This window comes from Patescibacteria group bacterium (genome assembly GCA_028710985.1).
Taxonomy (GTDB): domain Bacteria; phylum Patescibacteriota; class Patescibacteriia; order JAHJFT01; family JAHJFT01; genus JAQTTB01.
In genome coordinates this window covers 87542-108025 of sequence record JAQTTB010000001.1, presented here as the reverse complement: position 1 = coordinate 108025, position 20484 = coordinate 87542, and the positions used below count along the sequence as shown (strand labels likewise).

The 20484-nt window shown below is 53.0% G+C and carries 19 protein-coding genes, 1 tRNA gene and 1 other RNA gene; 15 read left to right on the top strand and 6 right to left on the bottom strand.

All coding sequences use genetic code 11. The annotated features are described in order from the left end of the window. The first annotated feature begins 26 nt into the window (after positions 1–26). The 6 genes from nrdR (at position 27) to PHW53_00435 (ending at position 6644) form a co-directional block, all read left to right on the top strand. Positions 27–497: a transcriptional regulator NrdR gene (gene nrdR / locus PHW53_00460; protein ID MDD4994937.1), complete on the top strand. Its 471-nt coding sequence runs from the start codon at positions 27–29 to the stop codon at positions 495–497. Between the two features lie 12 nt (positions 498–509). Next, positions 510–1790, top strand: a complete 1281-nt coding sequence (locus PHW53_00455; protein ID MDD4994936.1) for a trypsin-like peptidase domain-containing protein — start codon at positions 510–512, stop codon at positions 1788–1790. Further along, positions 1787–3229: a pyruvate kinase gene (gene pyk, locus PHW53_00450; GenBank protein MDD4994935.1), complete on the top strand. Its 1443-nt coding sequence runs from the start codon at positions 1787–1789 to the stop codon at positions 3227–3229. The genes PHW53_00455 and pyk overlap by 4 nt, the downstream gene beginning before the upstream one ends. 44 nt (positions 3230–3273) lie before the next feature. Continuing rightward, positions 3274–5664, top strand: coding sequence for a phosphoenolpyruvate synthase (ppsA, locus tag PHW53_00445; protein MDD4994934.1), 2391 nt, complete (start codon positions 3274–3276; stop codon positions 5662–5664). Positions 5665–5761: 97 nt separating this feature from the next. Next, positions 5762–6385 (top strand): hypothetical protein, encoded by a 624-nt coding sequence (locus PHW53_00440; GenBank protein MDD4994933.1) that lies wholly within the window; start codon positions 5762–5764, stop codon positions 6383–6385. Positions 6386–6568: 183 nt separating this feature from the next. Then, positions 6569–6644: transfer RNA gene (locus tag PHW53_00435), tRNA-Asp, on the top strand. Positions 6645–6815: 171 nt separating this feature from the next. Here PHW53_00435 and PHW53_00430 read toward each other — a convergent pair. The 6 genes from PHW53_00430 to smpB form a co-directional block, all read right to left on the bottom strand. Then, the gene (locus PHW53_00430; protein MDD4994932.1) at positions 6816–7526 is read right to left on the bottom strand and encodes a hypothetical protein; all 711 of its coding nucleotides are present in this window, start codon (positions 7524–7526) and stop codon (positions 6816–6818) included. Positions 7527–7648: 122 nt separating this feature from the next. Next, on the bottom strand, positions 7649–7993 hold the full coding sequence (gene rplT / locus PHW53_00425) for a 50S ribosomal protein L20 (GenBank protein MDD4994931.1): 345 nt from the start codon (positions 7991–7993) through the stop codon (positions 7649–7651). Between the two features lie 2 nt (positions 7994–7995). Next, a complete protein-coding gene (locus PHW53_00420; protein ID MDD4994930.1) occupies positions 7996–8187 on the bottom strand; it encodes a 50S ribosomal protein L35 in 192 nt (63 codons plus the stop codon). A 4-nt stretch (positions 8188–8191) separates the two neighbouring features. Then, a complete protein-coding gene (gene infC, locus PHW53_00415; GenBank protein ID MDD4994929.1) occupies positions 8192–8743 on the bottom strand; it encodes a translation initiation factor IF-3 in 552 nt (183 codons plus the stop codon). A gap of 175 nt (positions 8744–8918) precedes the next feature. Next, positions 8919–9308: a transfer-messenger RNA gene (gene ssrA, locus PHW53_00410) on the bottom strand. Next, positions 9299–9748 carry an SsrA-binding protein SmpB gene (gene smpB / locus PHW53_00405; GenBank protein ID MDD4994928.1) on the bottom strand — a complete coding sequence of 150 codons (450 nt, stop codon included), beginning with the start codon at positions 9746–9748 and terminating at the stop codon, positions 9299–9301. Before smpB ends, ssrA begins: the two co-directional genes overlap by 10 nt. Before the next feature lie 77 nt (positions 9749–9825). On the opposite strand from smpB, the gene PHW53_00400 reads away from it, so the two are divergent. From PHW53_00400 to PHW53_00360, 9 genes are all read left to right on the top strand, one after another. Continuing rightward, on the top strand, positions 9826–10893 hold the full coding sequence (locus PHW53_00400) for an AI-2E family transporter (GenBank protein MDD4994927.1): 1068 nt from the start codon (positions 9826–9828) through the stop codon (positions 10891–10893). Next, entirely contained in the window at positions 10886–11332 is a 447-nt protein-coding gene (locus PHW53_00395) for a hypothetical protein (protein ID MDD4994926.1), read from the top strand. The genes PHW53_00400 and PHW53_00395 overlap by 8 nt, the downstream gene beginning before the upstream one ends. A gap of 15 nt (positions 11333–11347) precedes the next feature. Continuing rightward, positions 11348–12115, top strand: coding sequence for a hypothetical protein (locus PHW53_00390; protein ID MDD4994925.1), 768 nt, complete (start codon positions 11348–11350; stop codon positions 12113–12115). 2 nt (positions 12116–12117) lie between these two features. After that, complete coding sequence (locus tag PHW53_00385) at positions 12118–12879, top strand: hypothetical protein (protein MDD4994924.1); 762 nt, start codon at positions 12118–12120, stop codon at positions 12877–12879. 65 nt (positions 12880–12944) lie between these two features. Then, entirely contained in the window at positions 12945–14117 is a 1173-nt protein-coding gene (locus PHW53_00380; protein MDD4994923.1) for a PDZ domain-containing protein, read from the top strand. 29 nt (positions 14118–14146) lie between these two features. Beyond that, positions 14147–14773 (top strand): hypothetical protein, encoded by a 627-nt coding sequence (locus PHW53_00375; protein ID MDD4994922.1) that lies wholly within the window; start codon positions 14147–14149, stop codon positions 14771–14773. Positions 14774–15172: 399 nt separating this feature from the next. Then, positions 15173–16705 (top strand): hypothetical protein, encoded by a 1533-nt coding sequence (locus PHW53_00370; protein MDD4994921.1) that lies wholly within the window; start codon positions 15173–15175, stop codon positions 16703–16705. Between the two features lie 50 nt (positions 16706–16755). Further along, positions 16756–18390, top strand: a complete 1635-nt coding sequence (locus tag PHW53_00365) for a putative metal-binding motif-containing protein (protein MDD4994920.1) — start codon at positions 16756–16758, stop codon at positions 18388–18390. Positions 18391–18912: 522 nt separating this feature from the next. Continuing rightward, on the top strand, positions 18913–20484 hold a 1572-nt coding region (locus PHW53_00360; GenBank protein MDD4994919.1), incomplete at its 3' end, for a MopE-related protein.

Below are 20484 nucleotides of genomic sequence, written 5' to 3'. Positions count from 1 at the left end.
AAAATTTGGTAGAATATGGGCATCTTATGAACTGTCCGGTTTGTAAATCAAAAGACACAAAAGTCGTGGATTCGCGTATTTCCACGGACGGTTTGAGCATTCGCCGGCGGCGGGAGTGTGAAAAATGCAATTACCGCTTTTCCACCATTGAGGAAGTGGAACTTTTGGATTTGACGGTAGTAAAAAGCGACGGCCGGCGCGAGACTTATTCGCGGGAAAAAATAATCCGCGGCCTGAAAAAGGCCCTGGAGAAGCGTTCGTACACCGAAGCGGAATTTAAAAAGCTGGTGCACAATATTGAGCGCGATATCCAGAAAAAGAAACGGGGAGAGCTCACGAGCAAGGAAATCGGCGAAATTGTGATGAATCGGCTAAAGGGTTTTGACAAGGTCGCTTATATCCGTTTTGCCTCGGTTTACCGGCAGTTTGAGGATGTGCAGACTTTTCAGCGCGAGCTCAATAAATTAATGGCGAAAAAGAAAAAATCCGTGAAATAAAATAGTTTATATATGGCCACAAATCAAACAGTCAATATGAGAACTAAATTGATATTGACAACGGCCACGATCGCTCTGGCGGTTGGAATTATCTTTGGCGGGATTTCCGGCGCGGTGACTGGCGCGTTTTCAATAAAATATATTATTCCTTGGGCTGAGAGAAATTTGAATCTCGTTTTGGGCGGTGAAAATTCGGCTGATTCGGGCCCGGGCTCATTGATCCTAGCGGAAGATTCGGCCACTGTGAGCACGGTTGAGGCGGCGAGTCCGGCCGTGGTCAGTATTATAATTTCAAAAAAGGTTTCGGTTTCCAGCGCGACCGGCGAAGATATTTTTCCGTTTGATTTTTTCGGTTTTGAGTGGCCGGGCATCACCGTGCCGGAAGACAGCGGAGAAAACGCGGAACCGGTGGAACAGGAAATCGGCGGCGGAACCGGATTTATCGTAACTCCGGACGGCCTGATCGTCACAAATCGTCACGTGGTGTCTGACGAGGAAGCGAAATATTCCATAGTGATGAATGACGGTGCAAAATATGATGCCAAGGTTCAGGCAATGGACACATTCTTTGACATCGCGGTTCTTAAGATTGATGCCGTGAATTTACCGACGCTTGAATTCGGCGATTCGGACAATCTGAAAATCGGGCAGACGGTGATTGCCATCGGCAACGCACTTTCGGAATACAGCAACACGGTCACCAAAGGCGTAATATCGGGCATTAACCGGCGCGTGGTGGCTGGAGATAATTTTGGGCAGAGCGAGGTAATCGAAGAGGCGATTCAGACGGACGCGGCTATCAACCCGGGAAATTCAGGCGGTCCGCTCCTGGATCTCGCCGGCCGGGTCATCGGAGTGAATACAGCGGTAAGCCAGCGCGGCCAATTGGTCGGTTTCGCCATTCCGGCGAATTCAGTGAAAAAAATCGTTGAGAGCGTGAAAATAAACGGCCGAATCGTGCGTCCGTGGCTCGGAGTGAGATACGTGATCGTGGATAGCGAGATGGCCAAAGAAAATAATCTCGCATTCGATTACGGCGCGCTCGTGGTGCGCGGGGAGAATGAAACCGAAATCGCGATTGTGCCCGGCAGTCCGGCGGATAAGGCAGGAATCGTTGAAAATGATATAATACTAGAGATTGATGGGCAGCGTATTGATGAAGATAATACGCTTGCCCGGCTTATTGCGAAATATAATCCCGGAGATGAGATTAAACTTAAAATATCGCATAAAGGCGAAGAAAAAGAGGTCATCGTGACGCTCGAAGAATATAAACAGGAGAATAATCAATGAAAAAAGTAAAGAGAACCAAGATAGTTTGCACCATTGGTCCGGCTTCGGAAAAACCGGCCGTGCTTGAGGCGATGATAAAAGCGGGCATGAATGTTGCCCGTCTTAATTTTTCTCACGGAACCCACAGCGAACACCGCCGGCTGTACAAAACAATCCGCGCGGCCGCAAAGCGCGCCGGCGAGCCGGTGGCAATTGTCGCGGATTTATCCGGACCCAAAATCCGCATTGGTGAAGTGCCAGGGAAGGGAGTGAATCTCCGGCCGGGCGATACAATAGCGCTTTCCACGGCCACGGATAAATACCGGGACAGAATTATCCCGGTTGGTTATAAAAATTTGCATAAGGATGTGGGACCCGGGGATGCAATTTTGCTTGATGATGGCTTAATTGAACTCGAAGTCCAGGCCGTGGCCGGGCGCGTAATAAAGACGCGTGTCACGGTCGGCGGGCTCTTGACGTCGCACAAGGGGATTAATCTTCCAACCGCCACTTTGAGCGTGCCGGCGATCACGGATAAGGATAAAAAAGACATGAAACTCGCGGTTTCGCTCGGCGTTGATTATATGGCGCTTTCGTTCGTAAAGAGCGCCAAGGATGTTTATGATTTGAGATATATGATCCGCGACTCGGAGAAACGGCTCAAGAATTCGCCGGACCATCCGATCCGCATTATTGCCAAGATTGAAAAGCATGAGGCACTAAAACATATTGATGAGATAATTGAAGCGGCGGACGCGATCATGGTGGCGCGTGGCGATTTGGGAATCGAGACTCCGGCCGAAGACGTGCCGCTCGCGCAAAAGCGAATTATCGAAAAGTGCCTGGACGCGGCCAAGCCCGTGATTGTGGCGACGCAGATGCTTGAATCAATGACCCGCAATCCGCGGCCGACGCGCGCCGAAGTTTCGGACGTGGCGAACGCGGTGATTGACCATACCGACGCGGTTATGCTCTCCGGCGAGACGGCGAACGGCGCCTATCCGGTGAAAACCGTGGAAACCATGGCAAAGATTATCGTTGAGACCGAGGCGTCGCATTATGACGATTTGGTTTTTAAGAAGTATGTCAAAAAATTGCAGCCCATCGAGGAGGCGATTTCACAGAGCGCGCATCTCCTGGCGGCAAGCGTTGGCGCGCGGCTCATACTCGTGGCATCGCTTTCCGGAAGCGCTGGGCGACTCGTCAGTCGCTACCGGCCGGAACTGCCGATTTTTGTCACCACCGACGACGAGAGGGTAATGCACCAGCTCAATCTTTCCTGGGCGGTGCGTCCGTTTATGCTGCCGTCCTGTCGCAGTATCGAGGAGCTGGTTGACCGTTCGCTCGGATATCTCAAGAAAAATAAATTTGTAAAAAAAGAAGAAAGCATCATTGTGATCGCCGGCGAGCCGGTTGGACGCTCGGGGAGGGTAAATTTGGTGGAAATTCGCGAGGTATAGAGGGTCGCATATATGCGACCCGTACAAAAAATATATTAGGACGTATGAAAAAAAAGAGGAGGTTTATTTTGTGGTTTAAAGACATCCGCGCGAAGGATGTTTCTTTTGTTGGCGGGAAAAACGCGTCGCTTGGCGAGATGTACCATTCGCTTACGCCGGGGGGCATAAAAATTCCAAACGGATTCGCGGTGACGGCGTACGCATATCAGCATTTTTTGAAAAGCAACAAGCTTGATAGAAAAATCCGGCTGATTCTCGGCGGCTTGCGGAGCCATGATGTCCGCGCCCTCGCAAAATGCGGTGAAGAGATCCGCCGGCTCATGCTCGATTCGGAAATGCCGGCAGACCTTGCACATGAAATCAAAACGGCTTATGTCAAACTCTCCCGCGAATACGGTGAGGCGTTTACCGACGTGGCAGTCCGTTCGTCCGCAACGGCCGAGGATTTGCCGAGCGCGTCATTTGCCGGCCAGCAGGAGACATATCTTAACGTGCGCGGAGCCGAAAATTTGGTGCAGCGCTGCAAGATGTGCTTTGCTTCGCTTTTTACCAACCGTGCGATCTCGTATCGCGAGGACCAGGGCTTTAGCCACATGGGCACTTATCTTTCGATCGGGGTGCAAAAAATGGTGCGCAGCGATTTGGGGTCGGCCGGGGTCATTTTCACGCTGGATACGGAAAGCGGATTTTCGGACGTGGTTTTGGTTAATGCCTCCTGGGGTCTCGGCGAATATGTAGTAAAGGGGCGCGTGACGCCGGACCAGTATTATGTTTTTAAACCCACGCTCGCCAAGGGATTTCCGGCGATTATCAGCAAGATTATCGGCACAAAGGATGTGAAGCTTGTTTACGCGAAGGGCGGGACGCGCCAGGCGAAAATGCCGGCGGCCCTCCGGGACCGCCTGGTGCTTTCGGACGCGGATATCCTGAAGCTCGCGCGATGGGCAATAAGAATTGAAAAGTATTACGGTCGGCCGCAGGATATCGAATGGGCAAAAGACGGCCGGACCGGTGAAATTTTTATTGTGCAGGCGCGGCCGGAAACCGTGCAGTCGCAAAAGAACAAGAATGTGATTTACGAATACCGGCTTAAAAAAAGAGGGCGGGTCATAACAGCCGGCTCGAGCATCGGGTCGCGCATCGGCCAGGGCAGGGCAAGAATAATCCGCGATCCGCGCGACATGAAAAAGTTTCATCCGGGCGAAGTGCTTGTAACGCGTATTACGGATCCGGACTGGGAGCCGCTGATGAGAATCGCGAGCGCGATTGTAACCGAACAGGGCGGCAAAACTTCGCACGCGGCAATTGTGTCGCGCGAGCTCGGCATTCCGTGCGTGGTCGGCACCGGAGACGCGACAAAAGTTATCCGTTCGGGACAGAGCGTGACCGTAAGCTGCTGCGAGGGCGAGACCGGCTATGTCTATAACGGAATTCTCGCGTTTATCCGCCGTAGTACGGCTTTAAAAAACATACCGCGCACGAAAACTAAAATTATGATGAACGTGGGCGAGCCCGAGCTTGCGTTTGAATTTTCATTTTTACCGAATGACGGAGTGGGGCTGGCGCGCGAAGAATTTATTTTTACGAATTTTATAAAAATACATCCGCTTGCCATTCTCAATCCGGGTAAAATAAAAGACGCCGCCTCGCGGCGGGCGATCGCGCGGCTCACCCGCGGCTGGCCGGATAAAAGCGAGTACGTGGTGGCAAAGCTTGCCGAAGGAATCGCGCGTATTGCCGCGGCTTTTTATCCCAAGCCGGTGATCGTGCGGCTTTCGGATTTTAAAACCAATGAATACGTGAGTCTTATTGGTGGAAAATATTTCGAGCCGAAAGAAAATAATCCCATGCTCGGCTGGCGCGGCGCGAGCCGATACTATGATCAAAAATTCAAACAAGCCTTTGGCTTGGAATGCCGGGCGATTAAGCGGGCGCGGGAAAAGTGGGGGCTTAAAAATATTATCATGATGATACCATTTTGCCGCACGCCCAGAGAAGGCGAGCGGGTCTTGGCGGAAATGGCCAAGTCCGGCCTCCGGCGGGGCGAGGGCGGGCTCGAGGTTTATGTGATGTGCGAGATTCCCTCAAACGTGATACTCGCCCGCGAGTTCGCGAAAATTTTTGACGGGTTCAGCATTGGCTCCAATGATCTGACACAGCTCGCGCTCGGTGTTGACCGCGATTCCGAGCTCGTGAGCCATATCTACGACGAGCGCAACGAGGCGGTAAAAATTCTGATCCGCCAGGTCATCCGCGAAGCCCACCGCGCGGGCCGTAAAGTCGGCATCTGCGGCCAGGCGCCGTCGGATTATCCAGAATACACGGATTTTTTGGTAAAAGAGGGGATTGACAGTATTTCGTTGAATCCGGATACCGTACTCGCGACACGGCGGCGGGTGGCGGAGATGGAACGGAGCAAAGGCAAAGGGCGCTGATAAATATTGACAATGCCCGCAGATGGATGTATCGTTGTATACATCTTTTTTGTTCCTTGAACCTCAACCTAGAAAAAGAGAGAAAACAGGAGGCGAGATGGAAGAGATCTTGGGTACGGTGGCGAGCAGCACAGCGAGGCTGCGAAGGGAAAGCGAGTGCGGCGAAGCGGATATGGCGATCAATTTCATGAAAGCCATGCTTGGCTGCGCCGGGTATCTAGGCGATCCGCCGATAGAATGGGTGGCAGATCCGCGGTCATTGCTTTCACCGGGATTCTACCGTTTCTATTTGCGGCCGGAGGAGGGAGGCAGAGTTATCGTCAAGAAATCCCGCGACATTTGGGAAATCGTCGAGTGGCTGGTTGCGTCACTGAAGAGCGGGTGCTACGAGATGCTCTCGTGCCCGGGCGCGCCAACCGGCCGCATGGGCGACGAACCCTGCGCCGCGCTTGATCCGGTGACCTGGATGTGGGACCTGAACCAGCTTGCCTGCTGGTCTCTCGGCCTGCGGGGCAATGTCTTCAGTTCGCTCGAAGGTTCTCTTTTTACCCGGGACGAGAACGGGCCAATCCATCTCATACTGGGCGGAGAGACGGCGTCAATTCTCGCGCGGACCGGCCTGCGGTTCGAGAACCACTGTCCGTGGATGTTCGGACTGCACATCGTTAAGACCCTGAAGCGGGCCGGACGGTTTCCTTTCATCGGAAGCATGTTCCTCTAGGTTCTTCAGAACGCACCCCTTGGTGCGTTTTTTTATTCCCGACCCCTTGTCAATTTGATGCTGTTTTGATAAACTATGGACATAAAAAATTCCATCGCGGACCGTTGGTGTAGCCTGGTTTAATCCCGCACCGCAAGGGTGCGGGACAAGCACGCTAACCTAGTTCTTTAAAAAAATCTCAGCGGACCGTTGGTGTAGCCTGGTTTAACACGCCTCCCTGTCACGGAGGAGACCACGGGTTCGAATCCCGTACGGTCCGCTGAGATTTTTTTATTTTGCGCCTTCCTGCCTGTCCTGCACTCGCGAGCGAAGCGAGCGAGCTGCGGGATCACGGAGGAGACCACGGGTTCGAATCCCGTACGGTCCGCAGTGGAATTTTTTTATTTAAACAAAAACAAAAGGACCCGAGAGGGTCCTGGAAGAGGAGAGGCTATTTGGGTTTGCAGTCAGTGAACCAGATTTTACCGTTCGGCATATCAGTCGGATGATTGCTGTCATCGCAGTACAGGGTTTTTGGAACGGTGCCGGCGGGCCGGGGTGGGAACCAGTGGCAGCCGGTGTATTCTATGCGGCCGGCGGTGACGGTCTTGACGCTTTGCTCGTCACAGATCAGTACCGGCGGTGCGGGCAGTAGGCGCGTCAGGTGCGTCGGAATCGGAGCCGCTAGGTGAGGGTGGTGGTGAGAAATAGAATCGTTCACCAGTGCGGCGATCATGGCAACGAGTATCACCGAAACAAAGAGCACGATAATGGCTCCGGTGACGAGATGGAGCAGGTCGTGATCCTGGCCGGCGATTCGGATGAGGCGCCGCTTTTCCTCTGCTTTCGGCGGCGCGGCGGCCTTGGCCGAGGGCGCGGGTGTGGCGACGCGGTTCAGCGCCTCTTGTACCTGGGCTTCGGTTGGCGCGGGCATGACGGGTTCCAGGGGTTGAGGCTGGGTGACTGGCCGGACCGGAGCCGGGTCGTCCGCGACTTCCTTCAGGGTGAGGTGCGTGGGTTCGGGCGCGGGCGCTGGTGCGGCCGGCGGGACGGCCGGAGGGTTTTTGATTCCGATCAGTGTCCCAGCCGAGGCCTTTTTATCTTCTTTCTTTTCGTCATCCGACATTATCGCTTCCTCCTTCTGAGGTTTGGTTTGGGTCAAAGGACTTATTATGTTGATTTATCACACGGATTGCCGCATGTCAATGGCTGAATTAGAATAAAAAACATTCCGATCCTGCCTGCCGGCAGGCAGGTCGCGGTCGGAATGTTTTTACAAATTGATTATTTTACGGCTTTTACAATTGCTTCAAATATTTTGGGTTCGTTTTCCGCGAGATCGGCAAGAACCTTGCGGTCCAGTTCAATTTTCTTTTTCTTCAGTGCGTTCATAAATCGGCTGTAGGATAATCCGAGTGGACGGACGGCGGCGTTTATCTTGATGTGCCATAGACCGCGGTTCAGCCTTTTTTTATTCTTGCGGTCGCGGTAGGCATGGGCGCCGGCTTTTGTGATAGCGGTTTTCGCAAGTTTGATTCGGTTTTTGCGGCCCCAGCGGTAGCCTTTGGCCTGCGCGAGAATTTTATGCCGTCTTTTTAAATGAGTTGTGCCTCGTTTTACTCTTGGCATATTTATTTACTTACGGATGCTTTAATTAATTTCCCCCAGGCCTTGTAAACGCTGGTATCGCGGCGTTTTTTTCGGGTCTGATTTCCAGAATCGCGGGCGTTAAAATGATCCTGTCCGCAATAGCGTTTCAAGACTTTTCCAGATTTAGTGATGGTAAATCTTTTGGAATAGGCTTTTTTTGTTTTCGGTTTCATAGATTTAAGTTTTTGTAACAAGCGCGGTTACCATTCCTCCCTGGCGCGTCGCCGGTTGTTCAATTTTTAATTTTATTACGTTCGAAAGCTGATTGATAAATTCGCTGACCTGCTCAAAGGCGAGTTCGGGATGCTGTTTCTCGCGTCCGCGCAGAAGTATCTCAATTTTTACGCGGTCGCCGGAGTCAAGAAATTTTTTTGCCTGTTCGCACCGTATGGCAAGGTCATGGTCGCTGATGCGCACGGAAAGGCGGATACCTTTTACTTCCACGCGGTGGGCTCCGGCGCGCAGTTTTCTGAATTCTTTTTCTTTTTGGTATTTAAATTGGCCGTAATCCATTATTTTCGCAATCGGCGGAACGGCCTTGGGATTAACCTCCACAACATCGAGTTCCCGTTCGGCGGCGATGCGGATTGCTTCATGGGTTGGCATGACGCCGAGGTTCTGGCCGTCTTCCGCGATGACCATGATTTCGGGCACGCGGATTTTTTCGTTATAAAAATACTGGGGTTCGATATTAACCGGTTTTTTGTATCTTTTTCTTGATATTCTCATCGGTATTATTGGAATTGGTGGAGATGAGGGGAATCGCCCCTCGCTCCGCTCGGGGTCCGGGGCGCTGCGCACCGTCCCGACATTTCGTCGGGACTCTCGCGCCCGTGCGATTCCTTGGACTACTATTAATACCCCGATCGATAAATATTGAATACTCTTGGCTGCATGAACTGTTTGGTGGAGATGAGGGGAATCGCACCCCTGTCTAGTGAGCCGATCCATTGGAATTCTACGAACATGTCCGGATTTGATTTTTTAATTTCGATGGTAGGAAATCCGACAAAATTACACCGAAACGAGCTCTGGGTTGTTTAAGTTCCGGCCGCGAGCAGCGGCAGGAGCCGAGCTTGCAGATATGACACCCGGCTCCCGGTGAGCAAGCTTAACCGGGTCGGATGGGCCATCGATTTTATGCGATAGCCATTTGGAATGAAGGAACGCTGAAAGCGCTCTTCACTCTCGCCATGAAATTGGCATTTGTTGATTGGCCGAGGATTTGCAAGGTTCGGGCCGCCCTTGGTTCGCATCCAATGAAAGGATCTCCTATCGATTCTTTTACATCCCCCTTTTAAGGGCTCGGGCAATTTGGCGCTTGACATCGCGTTCTTTCATTACATCGCGCTTATCATGGCTTTGCCGGCCACGCGCCAGCCCGATTTCCAACTTAATTTTACTTCGTGAAGTATACACTGAAACCGGCACGAGTGTCAACCCCTTTTCTTGGGTTTTTCCGGTTAAATAACGGATTTCCCGCTTGCGGAACAGGAGCTTGCGGGTGCGCTGGGCGTCGTAATCCGGCAGAGGGCCGGCGAAGCGGTATTTTGGGATTTCGGCGCCAACGAGCCAGGCCTCGCCGCCGCGGACGCGGACATAGGCGCCGTCCAGGTGCATCTGGCCGCCTTTTACGGATTTAACCTCCTGGCCGGATAAAACAATGCCGGCCTCGAAGCGTTCCAGGATTTCGTAATTGTGCAGGCCTTTTTTGTTGATACTGATGGCGGGCATACCGTTATATTATAGTGGTTTGACCGGCATGTTGTAAAATTGGTATACTATATATTAATAATAAGTAAAAAATCGCTATGACAGTTGAAAAATTTCCACATTCGGGGCAGGGAGTCGTGGGTATCTCCACGATGACAATAATCAAAGTGGCGTTAGTCGCGCTCACCCTGGTTTTTTTATGGATAATCAGGGATATCTTGGCCATATTTTTCGTGGCATTGATCCTCGCCGCCTTGATTGATCCTTTTGCAGACTGGTTTCAAAGACACCGGATTCCGCGCTCGCTCGCCGTAATATTTATTTATGTAGTGCTTCTGGCGCTTCTCGCGGTTATTCTATTTCTGCTTATTCCACCGCTCGTGGAAGAAATTGGACAGCTTGCTGCGAATTTTGAGCATTATTGGGAAAAAATTACATCCGGCTTTAATGTCGTTAAGGGATATGCCTATTCCCGCGGAATTGAATCCGGAGTAGAGCGCGGGCTCGTGGCGGCCGGAGAATGGTTAACCGGTGCGATGAGCGGCCTCTTTGGCACAATTACCGGATTTTTTGGAGGCCTTGCGGCAATCGTGCTTATATTAGTATTGACTTTCTATATGGTTGCGGAGGAGAGCTCAGCGAAGCGCACCTTCCATAATATAACACCAGTGAAATACCAGCCGTACGTCGCTCAACTGATTTCTCGCATGAAAGTCAAAATCGGACTTTGGCTGCGCGGTCAGATTTTGATCAGTTTTTTAGTCGGGCTGCTTGTATATATTGCTCTTACCATTTTGGGCGTGCATTATGCTTTAATGCTAGCGCTTATCGCAGCAGCGGCTGAATTCGTGCCGTATCTCGGTCCGGTTCTCGCCTCCGTGCCAGCGATATTTCTCGCATTCGTGCAATCGCCGGTCAAGGCGCTTTTGGTATTGATAGTTTATATTTTGATTCAGCAGCTTGAGAATAATGTACTAACGCCAAAGATTACTCAAAAAACCGTGGGCCTGAACCCCATTGTGAGCATCGCCGCGCTTTTGATCGGCGCCAAGCTCGGCGGTATCGCCGGGGCCATACTTGCAATACCGATCGCCACGGTGGTGAGCGTTTTTATCCAGGACATGCTCGACGACTGGTCAAACGATTCGAAACGAAAAGATGCATAAATTTGATTTATCAAAATTTTCATTTTGGCTGCTTCTTTCGGGCGTAAGCCTGGCGCTCATTTTAGTTATTGCCGTTTCAATGACGTCGCCGGCGCCTTCGGCGGACGAAAACGGTACCGAGGTGCCGGCTTCTTTGAGCCGAGAAGTTGTAAAAGCGCGGTATGACAAAGCGATAAAAGAATTAGTCAGTGATTATTCAGGCAAAATAGGGGATTTGGATAAGCTTACGGTTCGTTCGCCGTATCTTGGTTTGACTTCGGAAATAAAAGTGACGGCCTTGGAGCTCGCGGTGCCGGAAGAGGCAAAGTCAATGCATCTGGATTTCGTGATTGCTCTGAATTTTTTGGAAAAAGGATTCGGCGGGAGCGCGGAGGATCTCGACGAGGGCCGCGGCATGTTTAAACAATTGCTTGAAGAAAATCAGTGGTTAGCCGAATAATTCCGATAATAATATATGACGCGCGTTGAAACCGCCCAAGATCCGGAGGACGTAAAAAAAGAAATTCGCAAGCAGGTTGAAGTAGATATTCACAAAGAGGCAAAGCGGCGGAAAATGTTCCGTTGCTGTTCATGCCTGGTTATTTTTTTGATTTTGGGCGGAGGGGTCGCCTTTCTCGCGGCATGGGGAGTCGCTAAGACCGGAATTTATGATATACCCTTTATTTCAAGCTGGGCGTTTCATGTTCCCGAGCCGGTGCACGAGGTAAGGCTGGAAGAAGATTATCGTAAGTTTGATTTCTTGGAGAGCATGCGCAGCGACATTAATAATTTGATGGAGACTGAATATCCGGGGAAATTGCAAGCGTCATCGGCTAGTGTTTCGCTTCCGGAATCGGCAATCACGGCCTTTATCCTGCAAAATATTATTCCATTGGCCGAACAGAGCGGGTTTACAGTGGAGAAAGCGCAGGTGGCGGTTGAAACTGCCGGGATGGAATTGTACGGCCATATTAAGCGCGGTGATAAATCATTCTATATCACCATAAATGCGGTGCCCGAAGTGGTTGAAAACGACATTCGGCTCAATGTAACGAGCGCAAAGTTCGGTGATTTGAAAGTTCCGGTTTGGATCGCGGATGCAATATTCGGCACATTCCTGGATTCGGTTCTTAAGGCCCTGAAATTACCGCTCATTGGCTTTGTTAATTTGGAGCGCATGGATCTTGTTCGTGAAAAAATAGTTTTGTACGGCACGATAGAATATACAACTTTCAAAAAATAAATATGTTACTATTACGGCGTTTCTGCCCGTATATTCTTGGAACAATCACGGTTTTCGGATTTCTCATTATTCTCGCGGCGCCGGTGCTCATTTGGCCGCTTCTTGTTTTTTTGAGTTTATTGATTGCGGCTGCGGTTTTTTTACTTAACGACCTGCGGTTCAGCGCCAGTTTTTTTCACAATCTGATTACTCCGCTTTTTCTTTTTCTGTCCGGATTCGCCTTTAATCTTTTTCTTGAAAGTCAGATAATCAAGATCGTGGCGGCGGCATTGATAGGTTTTTTGATCTTTCTATACACCGAGCATCTTTTTTATCACGGTTATCTGGAAAAAAGATATCAGGAGGGGGCGTTGGAAAATCTTTGTTTTTACTTTACTGTTCTTTCGGTGTTTCTTTTTTCAGCGAGTCTTTTTGGTTTTTACATTTTTCTTCATGCGCCAAAACCGCTGCTACTTGCGATTATCGCCGCACTTACGCTGATTTTAAATTATCAGCTTTTTCGAATTATGAAAGTAAATTTTTGGGAAAGCTGGCCCTATAATCTGGTTTTGACGCTCACGGTTTTTGAATTTTTTTACGTCCTGATGCTGCTGCCGACCGCTTTCGTGGTTTCCGGCGCAATGCTTACCATACTATATTATTTTACAGCCGGCCTGCTGCGCTATCACTTCTCTCATGAGCTTGATGCGCGAATGGTCAAGCGTTACGCGCTTATTGGCGGATTAATTTTTTTCCTGGTGGCCGTAACGGCGCGCTGGACGTGACGAGGAATTAGCTTGTAGGAAGTTAGCTTGTAGCTTGTAGGTTATAGATTAAAATATATAAAAATATGGATGAAGTCAAAAAAGAACCTGAAGCCGCGGCGACAAAGCCGAGTTTGTGGCACTTTACGTTCCGGACGGCGCTTTTTGCGATAATCGGCATTGTGGCAGGTGCGGCCGGGGCGCTTTTGGCGTTTGGGTATTTATCAGATTATTTTTCCAGCCTGGTAGAGCAGCCGGTTGCCCGCGTTACGAGCCCGACGGCGCGGCTTGTTTCGCCCGGGACTTTTGAATCGGCGGTAGAGAATGCCAGAGAGAGGGTGATACCGGCGCTCGCGGTTTTCTATACCACGAAATCGGGCAAGGCGGTTGAAGATGGAATTTATTTTGATACCGACATTCTTGGATATGGCGTTGTTTTTACTTCGGACGGATGGCTAATCGCGCCGGGTGAAATTTTTAAAAATACCAAAATTGGAAATGCACTCGCCAAAATCGGAGGCAGCATTTATTCATTGGACAGCATGCTGATCGATAAAACAACCGGCGCAGCTTTTGTAAAAATTACAGCTCAAAATCTCGCGGTTGTGCAGATTGCGGATGAAGAATTCATGGATTCCGGCGATCGGATCGCGATCGTGTTCGGGCGGGATGAATTTATTTCATCAAATATCGTAAGCAAGTTCTATGATCCGTCAGGCGTAACGACTTATCTTCAGAATTCTGACACGCCGGCGAATCGGCTGCTTATTGCGGCGGGAGGCGCGCCGCTCGGCGCGCCGATCTTGAATTACGAAGCCGAAGTCATCGGTCTCGTTTGGGGCAAGGATGCCGAGGGCGGGATTGGTCTTTCGTTCGAACTCTTGACTCCGGCGATGAAGAGTATGTTGAAGGAGGGAAGGATTACGCGGCCTCTTCTCGGAGTCCGGTACCTCGACCTTGCAAGGATTTCCGGAATTGACGACGAGATTACGGCCGGGCAGAAAGAGGGCGCGCTCGTATGGCCGGGCAAGGATGATGTGCCGCCGGCGGTTGTGGCGGATTCTCCGGCCGAGGCCGCCGGAATTCGGGAGGGCGATATTATTTTATCGCTCAATGACGTAATCTTGAACAGCCGTGGTTCGCTCGCGTATCTTTTGCTTGAATACGCGCCAGGTGATAAAATAAGCTTAGGGATATTGCGAGATGGGAAGACTGAAATAGTATCAGTGACCCTGGGTGAGAGTGAAGAAAAATTTTGAATTTTGAATTTTTAATTTTGAATTAATGTATGATGCGTCCAAATTATTTAAAACTCATTCAATATAACTGGAAAAAGATTTTTCTATTCGGGCTCCTGGTGATGATTTTTGCCGGGGCGTTAAGTTTCATTGAACCACTGAAGTACAGCACCACGGTGAGATTTTTAGTAATCCAAAAAAGCGTGCTCGGGCTTGATCCGTACACGGCCGTGAAATCTTCGGAACGGGTGGCGATTAATCTTTCGGAAATAATTTACACCACATCCTTTTTCAACAAGATGCTGGAGGGGGATTACGCGATTGATAAAAGTTATTTCAACCAGGATGACGAAAAGCGCCGCAAGCAATGGTCGGACATGATTTCTTCCAACGTTGAAGGCGGCACCGGACTTTTAACCATCGCGGTTTATCATCCGGACAAAAATCAGTCGCTCGCGCTTGCGCAGGCGGTCGCGGCAACGCTCTCGTCTGAATCGAGTGAATACGTGGGCGGCGATGTGCAGATAAAACTCGTGGATGACCCGCTTTCATCCCGATTCCCAGTGAAGCCGAATGTTCCGCTGAATGCGGGATTGGGCTTTGCGTTCGGCCTGGTGCTCGGATTTGTCTACGCGGTCTGGAAAGCCAAGCCGCAATTCGGGGCCGAGAGCTACTAGGCAGGCCTGCCCCGAGCAAGGTCGAGGGGTTGACAAAACATAGTTTTTTGGGTAAGAAGACTGAAAGAGCATCAGTCTTTTTTCGTTATATTCTAGTGCAAATTCAGCCTTGGCCTTGCGTCCCTTGACAAAAAAGCAAATTTATGCTAAAATACCCTGTTATTCATGAAATAGGTTTCATGCAGGTCTGGCGGGTTTTGAGGCTGTTTGGTTAAGGATTTGGAGCATTTCCTCCTTGCTCCATGATCCTTACCAAACAACCTCAACACTTGATCATTGCCTGTCCGGAAAAAAGTGTTGGAAATATGATTCTCGTGCATTTTTGATATGCGCGGAAATGATCTTTGACACAACACTAAATCCCCAGAGATGGGGTAGAAAGAAACAAGGAGAAAGGCCATGAAGAAGATCACGATGGTGCTCTGGTGTGCGATGTGCATGTTCGCGTCACCGGCTTTCAGCCAGAAGGATGCCGAGAAATCGGACATCCCGATGATGAAGCCCGAAGCCGCGTGCAAGTTGTGCGCCAACACGACTTCCAGCGTGTCGATCGACGGCAGCGTGGCGGACTGCGAGAACGGCAAGCAGGCATGCGAGAGCAAGCTCGATTCCTGCGTTGCGTACCTCGGTGCTTGCTACGACATGTGTCCGATTCCGAGCATGCCCTCACTGCCGGGCGTGGAAGACTGCGACGACGGCGTGGACAACGATGGTGACGGCAAGAAAGACTGTGCCGATCCGGCGTGCAAGAAGGACTCGTCCTGCAAGAAGGACAAGGTCGCGGACGACAAGCCGGTGAAGCACAAGGGGTGCGATGACCGGTGCCAGTGCGGCAAGAAGAACGGCTGGTGGGTACCCAATGGAGTGGGACTCCCGGGCGACATCGAGGGCTCCATGGACGGGCGCTGTCTCACCCTGGTTCAGTTTCACGCCTGGGCATGGGATACGGACACCCGCATCGAGGATCTCGCGGCCGCGCTCAAGGGGCTCGAAGCCCTGATGGGCAAGTGCTGCGCTGCCAAGGTCGAGGAGAGTGAGATACACTACGATTACTCATACTCGGCTCCGGCTTCTTCGTGCGAGTGCAGTGTGAGCCCGGCGGATCTGGACATGCTTCGCAAGGAGCTCTCGGCATTCCGCGCGCGGTTCCAGGAGATCGTGAACGATCTTCAGGCCCAGCTTGCTGACAAGGCGAGCAAGGGTGAGCTGGACGCGCTCGCCGCCGAGGTCAAGGCCCTCAAGGCCCGGCTCGACGGACTGGACAAGCGCCTCGCCAAGGTGGAAGAGCGACTGGACGATCTCGAAGATCGCATCGCTGACTTGGAGAAGCGCCTCGCGAAGGTGGAGAGCGACGTCGAGGAGCTCAAGAAGGCAAAGGCCAAGAACCTCGGTTCCGGTCCCGGCTTCCATGCCCTCGGCATGGTGACGTTCAACGGCGAAGTCTTCGCCGGCGCGGTCGTGCAGTGGACCATACTGCAGATCCGCGGATCGAATGTCACGGTCAACTTCAAGGCCCACCTGGGGCCCATGGGAGGACTGACCGAGGACGAGAACTTCGGCATGCTGGCCGGAGGGCGAGTGGAAATATTCCCGGGCACGAAAGGAATCTTCGGATTCTTCCTAGGGTACGACCACCTCGCAACCGGGTACGAGGAGCTCTGGTTCAGGAACCACCCGGACCCGAAGCGCAAGGACGATATTGCGCTCATCGGCATCGATGTCGGTAAGTCGTGGCCCTTCGGAAAGGACCCTAACAAACCGGCAAAGGTGTCGGGATACGTCCGGTTCGGCGGAACTCTGGGTATTGGACTCGATCACTACGAGTACAATATCAACGCGGACGAGAGCGAGCCGACTACACCCCAGGGGGTGCGCGGCTGGACCGGCATCGTGCAGGCCAGCGTCGGGGTCGAGATTATCCTCTTCTTCTAATCCCACCTCATTGTTCGTTCCTTCAACCCAATAACATAGCTTGGCGGGAGTTGCACATCTCGTGCTCTCCCGCCCGCTTCCTCAAGCAAATCAAGATTGATTTTCTTAAGAAAGCGTTCTTTACAAGCATCTGGTTTCGGTCGCAGGGTTTAAAAAAATTGGAGGGATTTTTTATATCTTGCGACCGAAATCATGACCGAAATCAACCATTTTTCTCCAATGAGGAGAAGGAGGACAGGATGAAGAAGCTCATAACGGTGTGCCTTGCTCTCTGCCTCATGGGATGCCAGGATATCATGCTCGAGCCGGGCCACGGTCCGGACGAGGAGATCTGCACCGACGGCTACGACAACGACGGCGACGGGCTCGCGGACTGCGACGACCCCGATTGTGGTTGCATCGATGCCGACGGCGACGGACACTTCCGCAAGCCGGAAGGCGACGACTGCAACGACAGCCGGGCGGACATCCACCCGGGCGCGACCGAGGTCTGCGATGACCTGATCGACCAGAACTGCGACGGCCGCGATCTCGAATGCGAGTGCGACGACGCGGACGGCGATGGTTACTGCAGCGAGGACGATGGCGGCGATGACTGCGACGACTCGCGCGCGAGCGTCCACCCCGGAGCGAATGAAATCTGCGACAACGGTCGCGATGATGACTGCGACGGTGACGTGGACAGCGAAGACTCGGAGTGCGAATGCGTGGACGCGGACGGCGACGGACACTGCGCAATCGGATCCGGAGACGGCGACGATTGCCTGGATACCGACGCGTCGGTTCACCCGGGCGCAACCGAAGTGTGCGAGGACGGCATCGACCAGGACTGCGATACGCGCGACCTGGAATGCGGCCACGAGGACTGCGACGATCACGCCGACAATGACGGGGACACGCTCATCGACTGCGTAGACCCGGACTGCAATGGCGACCCGGCGTGCGAGACAGACCCCGAGGACTGCGACGACCACGTGGACAACGATGGCGACACGCTCATCGACTGCGTAGATCCGGACTGCGACGGCGATCCGGACTGCGACGTCGAGTGCGAGAGCGGGGATTACCGCGACTGCGGACCCGCGAGCGACCTCGGCGTGTGCCAGTTCGGCCGCGAGTACTGCGAGAGCGGCGACTGGTCGGGAGACTGCGAAGGCGCGGTCTTCCCTTCGTCCGAAGTCTGCTCCAGCGGACTGGACGAGGACTGCGACGGCTCAACCGACATGTCGGATCCCGATTGCTCGGAGCCCGGCGACCTCTACACCTTCCGCATTCACGCCCGCCTGTCTACCTCGGACCGCACGACGCTCTTCGTGGCGACCGGCACGATCTGGCCGGCCGGACTCGGAACCACGGGAGTCTACTACTCCGACTCGACCGGTCTCTCGGATACGGCAGGACATCACTGCCGGTACACCGACGGCCGGAGCGAGTTCACGTGCGAGCTCCGCCTGCCATACAGCGCGGACTTCACCAACATCAACTTCTTCTACAGCCTCGTGTCCGACGGCTCCATGTGGGGCTGCCGGTGGGACAGCGGAGTGCACACCGACATCCTGTCGCCCATCCTGGAGTGGGACATAACCTACCCGGATGGACACGTGGTGTCCAAGTCTACGCTCGGAAGCGATCACGGTCGCAACTACGGTAGTAACGGCTGTGACTGGAGAAGCGACTTCGACTGATCTTTCTGGGTCCTCCGGGACCCCTGCGACAAGGCCCGTCAAAGTTATTGAGAAATCAATACTTTGGCGGGCACTTTTTTATCTTAAAAATCAAATCTCAAATCTCAAAAATTTTGATAAAATTATTTTGGCTTAAATTAGCGAAAATAATTCACCTGTCTGCCTCTTGACAAAAAGGCCATTTTGCGCTAAAATAGGGTGTTAAATTAATGTAGGTTTTGCGTTAATACTATAGACTTAATTTTTGGCTAGAATAAGGCAGATTTGAGCTTGATGAACCGTTTTGGGAGGAAATAGGAGGAAAAACGGGAGAGGGAATGGTTCATCAGGCAAAGATCTGTTCATTACAACAAACCTTTGCGGCCTGACTAGGGTTTCACATAAACTTCTAGTGTTTTTATTTTGTAAATTCTGAAACGGCAATAAACTCCAGAAAGGGAGAAGAAGATGGAGAGAGTGACGAGCGATCAATCCCGTAGCGGGATGTGCTTCAACGCCAGCAACAACCACAAGGAGGATGCTATGCTGGGAAACAATCGGACCCTGTGCTTGTGTCTTGCTGCCCTGTTCACGGTGAACTGCGGCGGCATCCAGATGGAGAAGGGCAACGCGGATGCCGATGCCGACGTGATCGGCGATGGCATCCTGCCCGACGGGAACACCGATGTGGTGAACCCGAACTGTGTGCCCGCGGTCGAGACCTGCGACGGCGTGGACAACGACTGCGACATCGCGGTGGACGAAGCCGGCGCTTGCGTGGAAACGCAGGCCGAGTGCTGGGACGGACTGGACAACGACGACGACGGACTGCCGGACGCGTATGACCCCGACTGTTTGCCATTTCTGGACATGGATGGCGATGGTTACACCGGATTGCACGACTGCAACGACACCCCCGGCGTGGGCGAGTCCATCAACCCGGATATGGAGGAAGCCTGCAACGGCGTGGACGACAACTGCGACGGGAGTGTGGACAATGGTTGCGTATGCGCTCTCGGTCAGGAGCGACCCTGCGGCGTGTCCGAGGGCGTGTGCACCTTTGGTGTGCAGCGCTGCCAGGACGACGGCCTCTGGGGTCTCTGCGACGGGATAGCGCCCGAAGCCGAGATCTGCAACGGCCTGGACGACAACTGCGACGGGTACGTGGACGAGGACTGCGAGTGCCGCGAGGGCGATCTACGGCCCTGCGGTTCGAATATCGGCATCTGCTCAACCGGCAGCCAGGAATGCATCGACGGTTTCTGGCAGCTGTGCACCGGCGTGATGGCCGATTCCGAGACATGCGACGCGCTCGACAACGACTGTGACGGATCTATCGACGAGGACTGCGGGTGTGTCGATGGTTCGCATATGCCGTGTGGTACAGACATGGGTGTCTGCACCACGGGTGAACAGACCTGCCTCGGTGGGTTCTGGCAACTCTGCGACGGCACCATGCCGGACTCCGAATCCTGCGACACGCTGGACAACGACTGCGACGGCACGATCGACGAGAACTGCGAATGCACGGACGGGCGTACCCAGCCATGCGGAACGGATCTCGGCGAGTGCTCTCGCGGCGTCCAGACCTGTGCCATGGGTCGCTGGGGCAGCTGCTCGGGCGAGGTCGGACCTTCTTCGGAAGGCTGCGACACGCTCGACAACGACTGCGACGGCGACATCGACGAGGGCTGCGGCTGCACGGACGGGCGCACCCAGTCCTGCGGCTCCGACGTGGGCGAGTGCTCACGCGGCAGCCAGCTCTGCTTCCTCGGCCGCTGGGGCGAGTGCCTCGGCGGAGTGACCGAGCAGCCCGAAGTCTGCGGTGACGTGCTCGACAACGACTGCGACACCGAGATCGACGAGGACTGCATCTGCACGCCGGGCGAGACTCGGATGTGCGGTACGGATGTGGGAATCTGCTCCTCCGGAGTCGAGACCTGCATGATCGGCCACTACTGGAGCTCCTGCGTGGGTGCAACCTACGGGGACTCCGAATCCTGCGACACGCTGGACAACGACTGCGACGGCACGATCGACGAGAACTGCGAATGCACGGACGGGCGTACCCAGCCATGCGGAACGGATCTCGGCGAGTGCTCTCGCGGCGTCCAG

Bases quoted from the DNA above. Each gene is read 5' to 3' on its own strand.
- nrdR (MDD4994937.1), top strand. From the start codon at position 27: ATGAACTGTCCGGTTTGTAAATCAAAAGACACAAAAGTCGTGGATTCG.
- PHW53_00455 (MDD4994936.1), top strand. From the start codon at position 510: ATGGCCACAAATCAAACAGTCAATATGAGAACTAAATTGATATTGACA.
- pyk (MDD4994935.1), top strand. From the start codon at position 1,787: ATGAAAAAAGTAAAGAGAACCAAGATAGTTTGCACCATTGGTCCGGCT.
- ppsA (MDD4994934.1), top strand. From the start codon at position 3,274: ATGAAAAAAAAGAGGAGGTTTATTTTGTGGTTTAAAGACATCCGCGCG.
- PHW53_00440 (MDD4994933.1), top strand. From the start codon at position 5,762: ATGGAAGAGATCTTGGGTACGGTGGCGAGCAGCACAGCGAGGCTGCGA.
- rplT (MDD4994931.1), bottom strand. From the start codon at position 7,993: ATGCCAAGAGTAAAACGAGGCACAACTCATTTAAAAAGACGGCATAAA.
- PHW53_00420 (MDD4994930.1), bottom strand. From the start codon at position 8,187: ATGAAACCGAAAACAAAAAAAGCCTATTCCAAAAGATTTACCATCACT.
- infC (MDD4994929.1), bottom strand. From the start codon at position 8,743: ATGAGAATATCAAGAAAAAGATACAAAAAACCGGTTAATATCGAACCC.
- smpB (MDD4994928.1), bottom strand. From the start codon at position 9,748: ATGCCCGCCATCAGTATCAACAAAAAAGGCCTGCACAATTACGAAATC.
- PHW53_00400 (MDD4994927.1), top strand. From the start codon at position 9,826: ATGACAGTTGAAAAATTTCCACATTCGGGGCAGGGAGTCGTGGGTATC.
- PHW53_00395 (MDD4994926.1), top strand. From the start codon at position 10,886: ATGCATAAATTTGATTTATCAAAATTTTCATTTTGGCTGCTTCTTTCG.
- PHW53_00390 (MDD4994925.1), top strand. From the start codon at position 11,348: ATGACGCGCGTTGAAACCGCCCAAGATCCGGAGGACGTAAAAAAAGAA.
- PHW53_00385 (MDD4994924.1), top strand. From the start codon at position 12,118: ATGTTACTATTACGGCGTTTCTGCCCGTATATTCTTGGAACAATCACG.
- PHW53_00380 (MDD4994923.1), top strand. From the start codon at position 12,945: ATGGATGAAGTCAAAAAAGAACCTGAAGCCGCGGCGACAAAGCCGAGT.
- PHW53_00375 (MDD4994922.1), top strand. From the start codon at position 14,147: ATGATGCGTCCAAATTATTTAAAACTCATTCAATATAACTGGAAAAAG.
- PHW53_00370 (MDD4994921.1), top strand. From the start codon at position 15,173: ATGAAGAAGATCACGATGGTGCTCTGGTGTGCGATGTGCATGTTCGCG.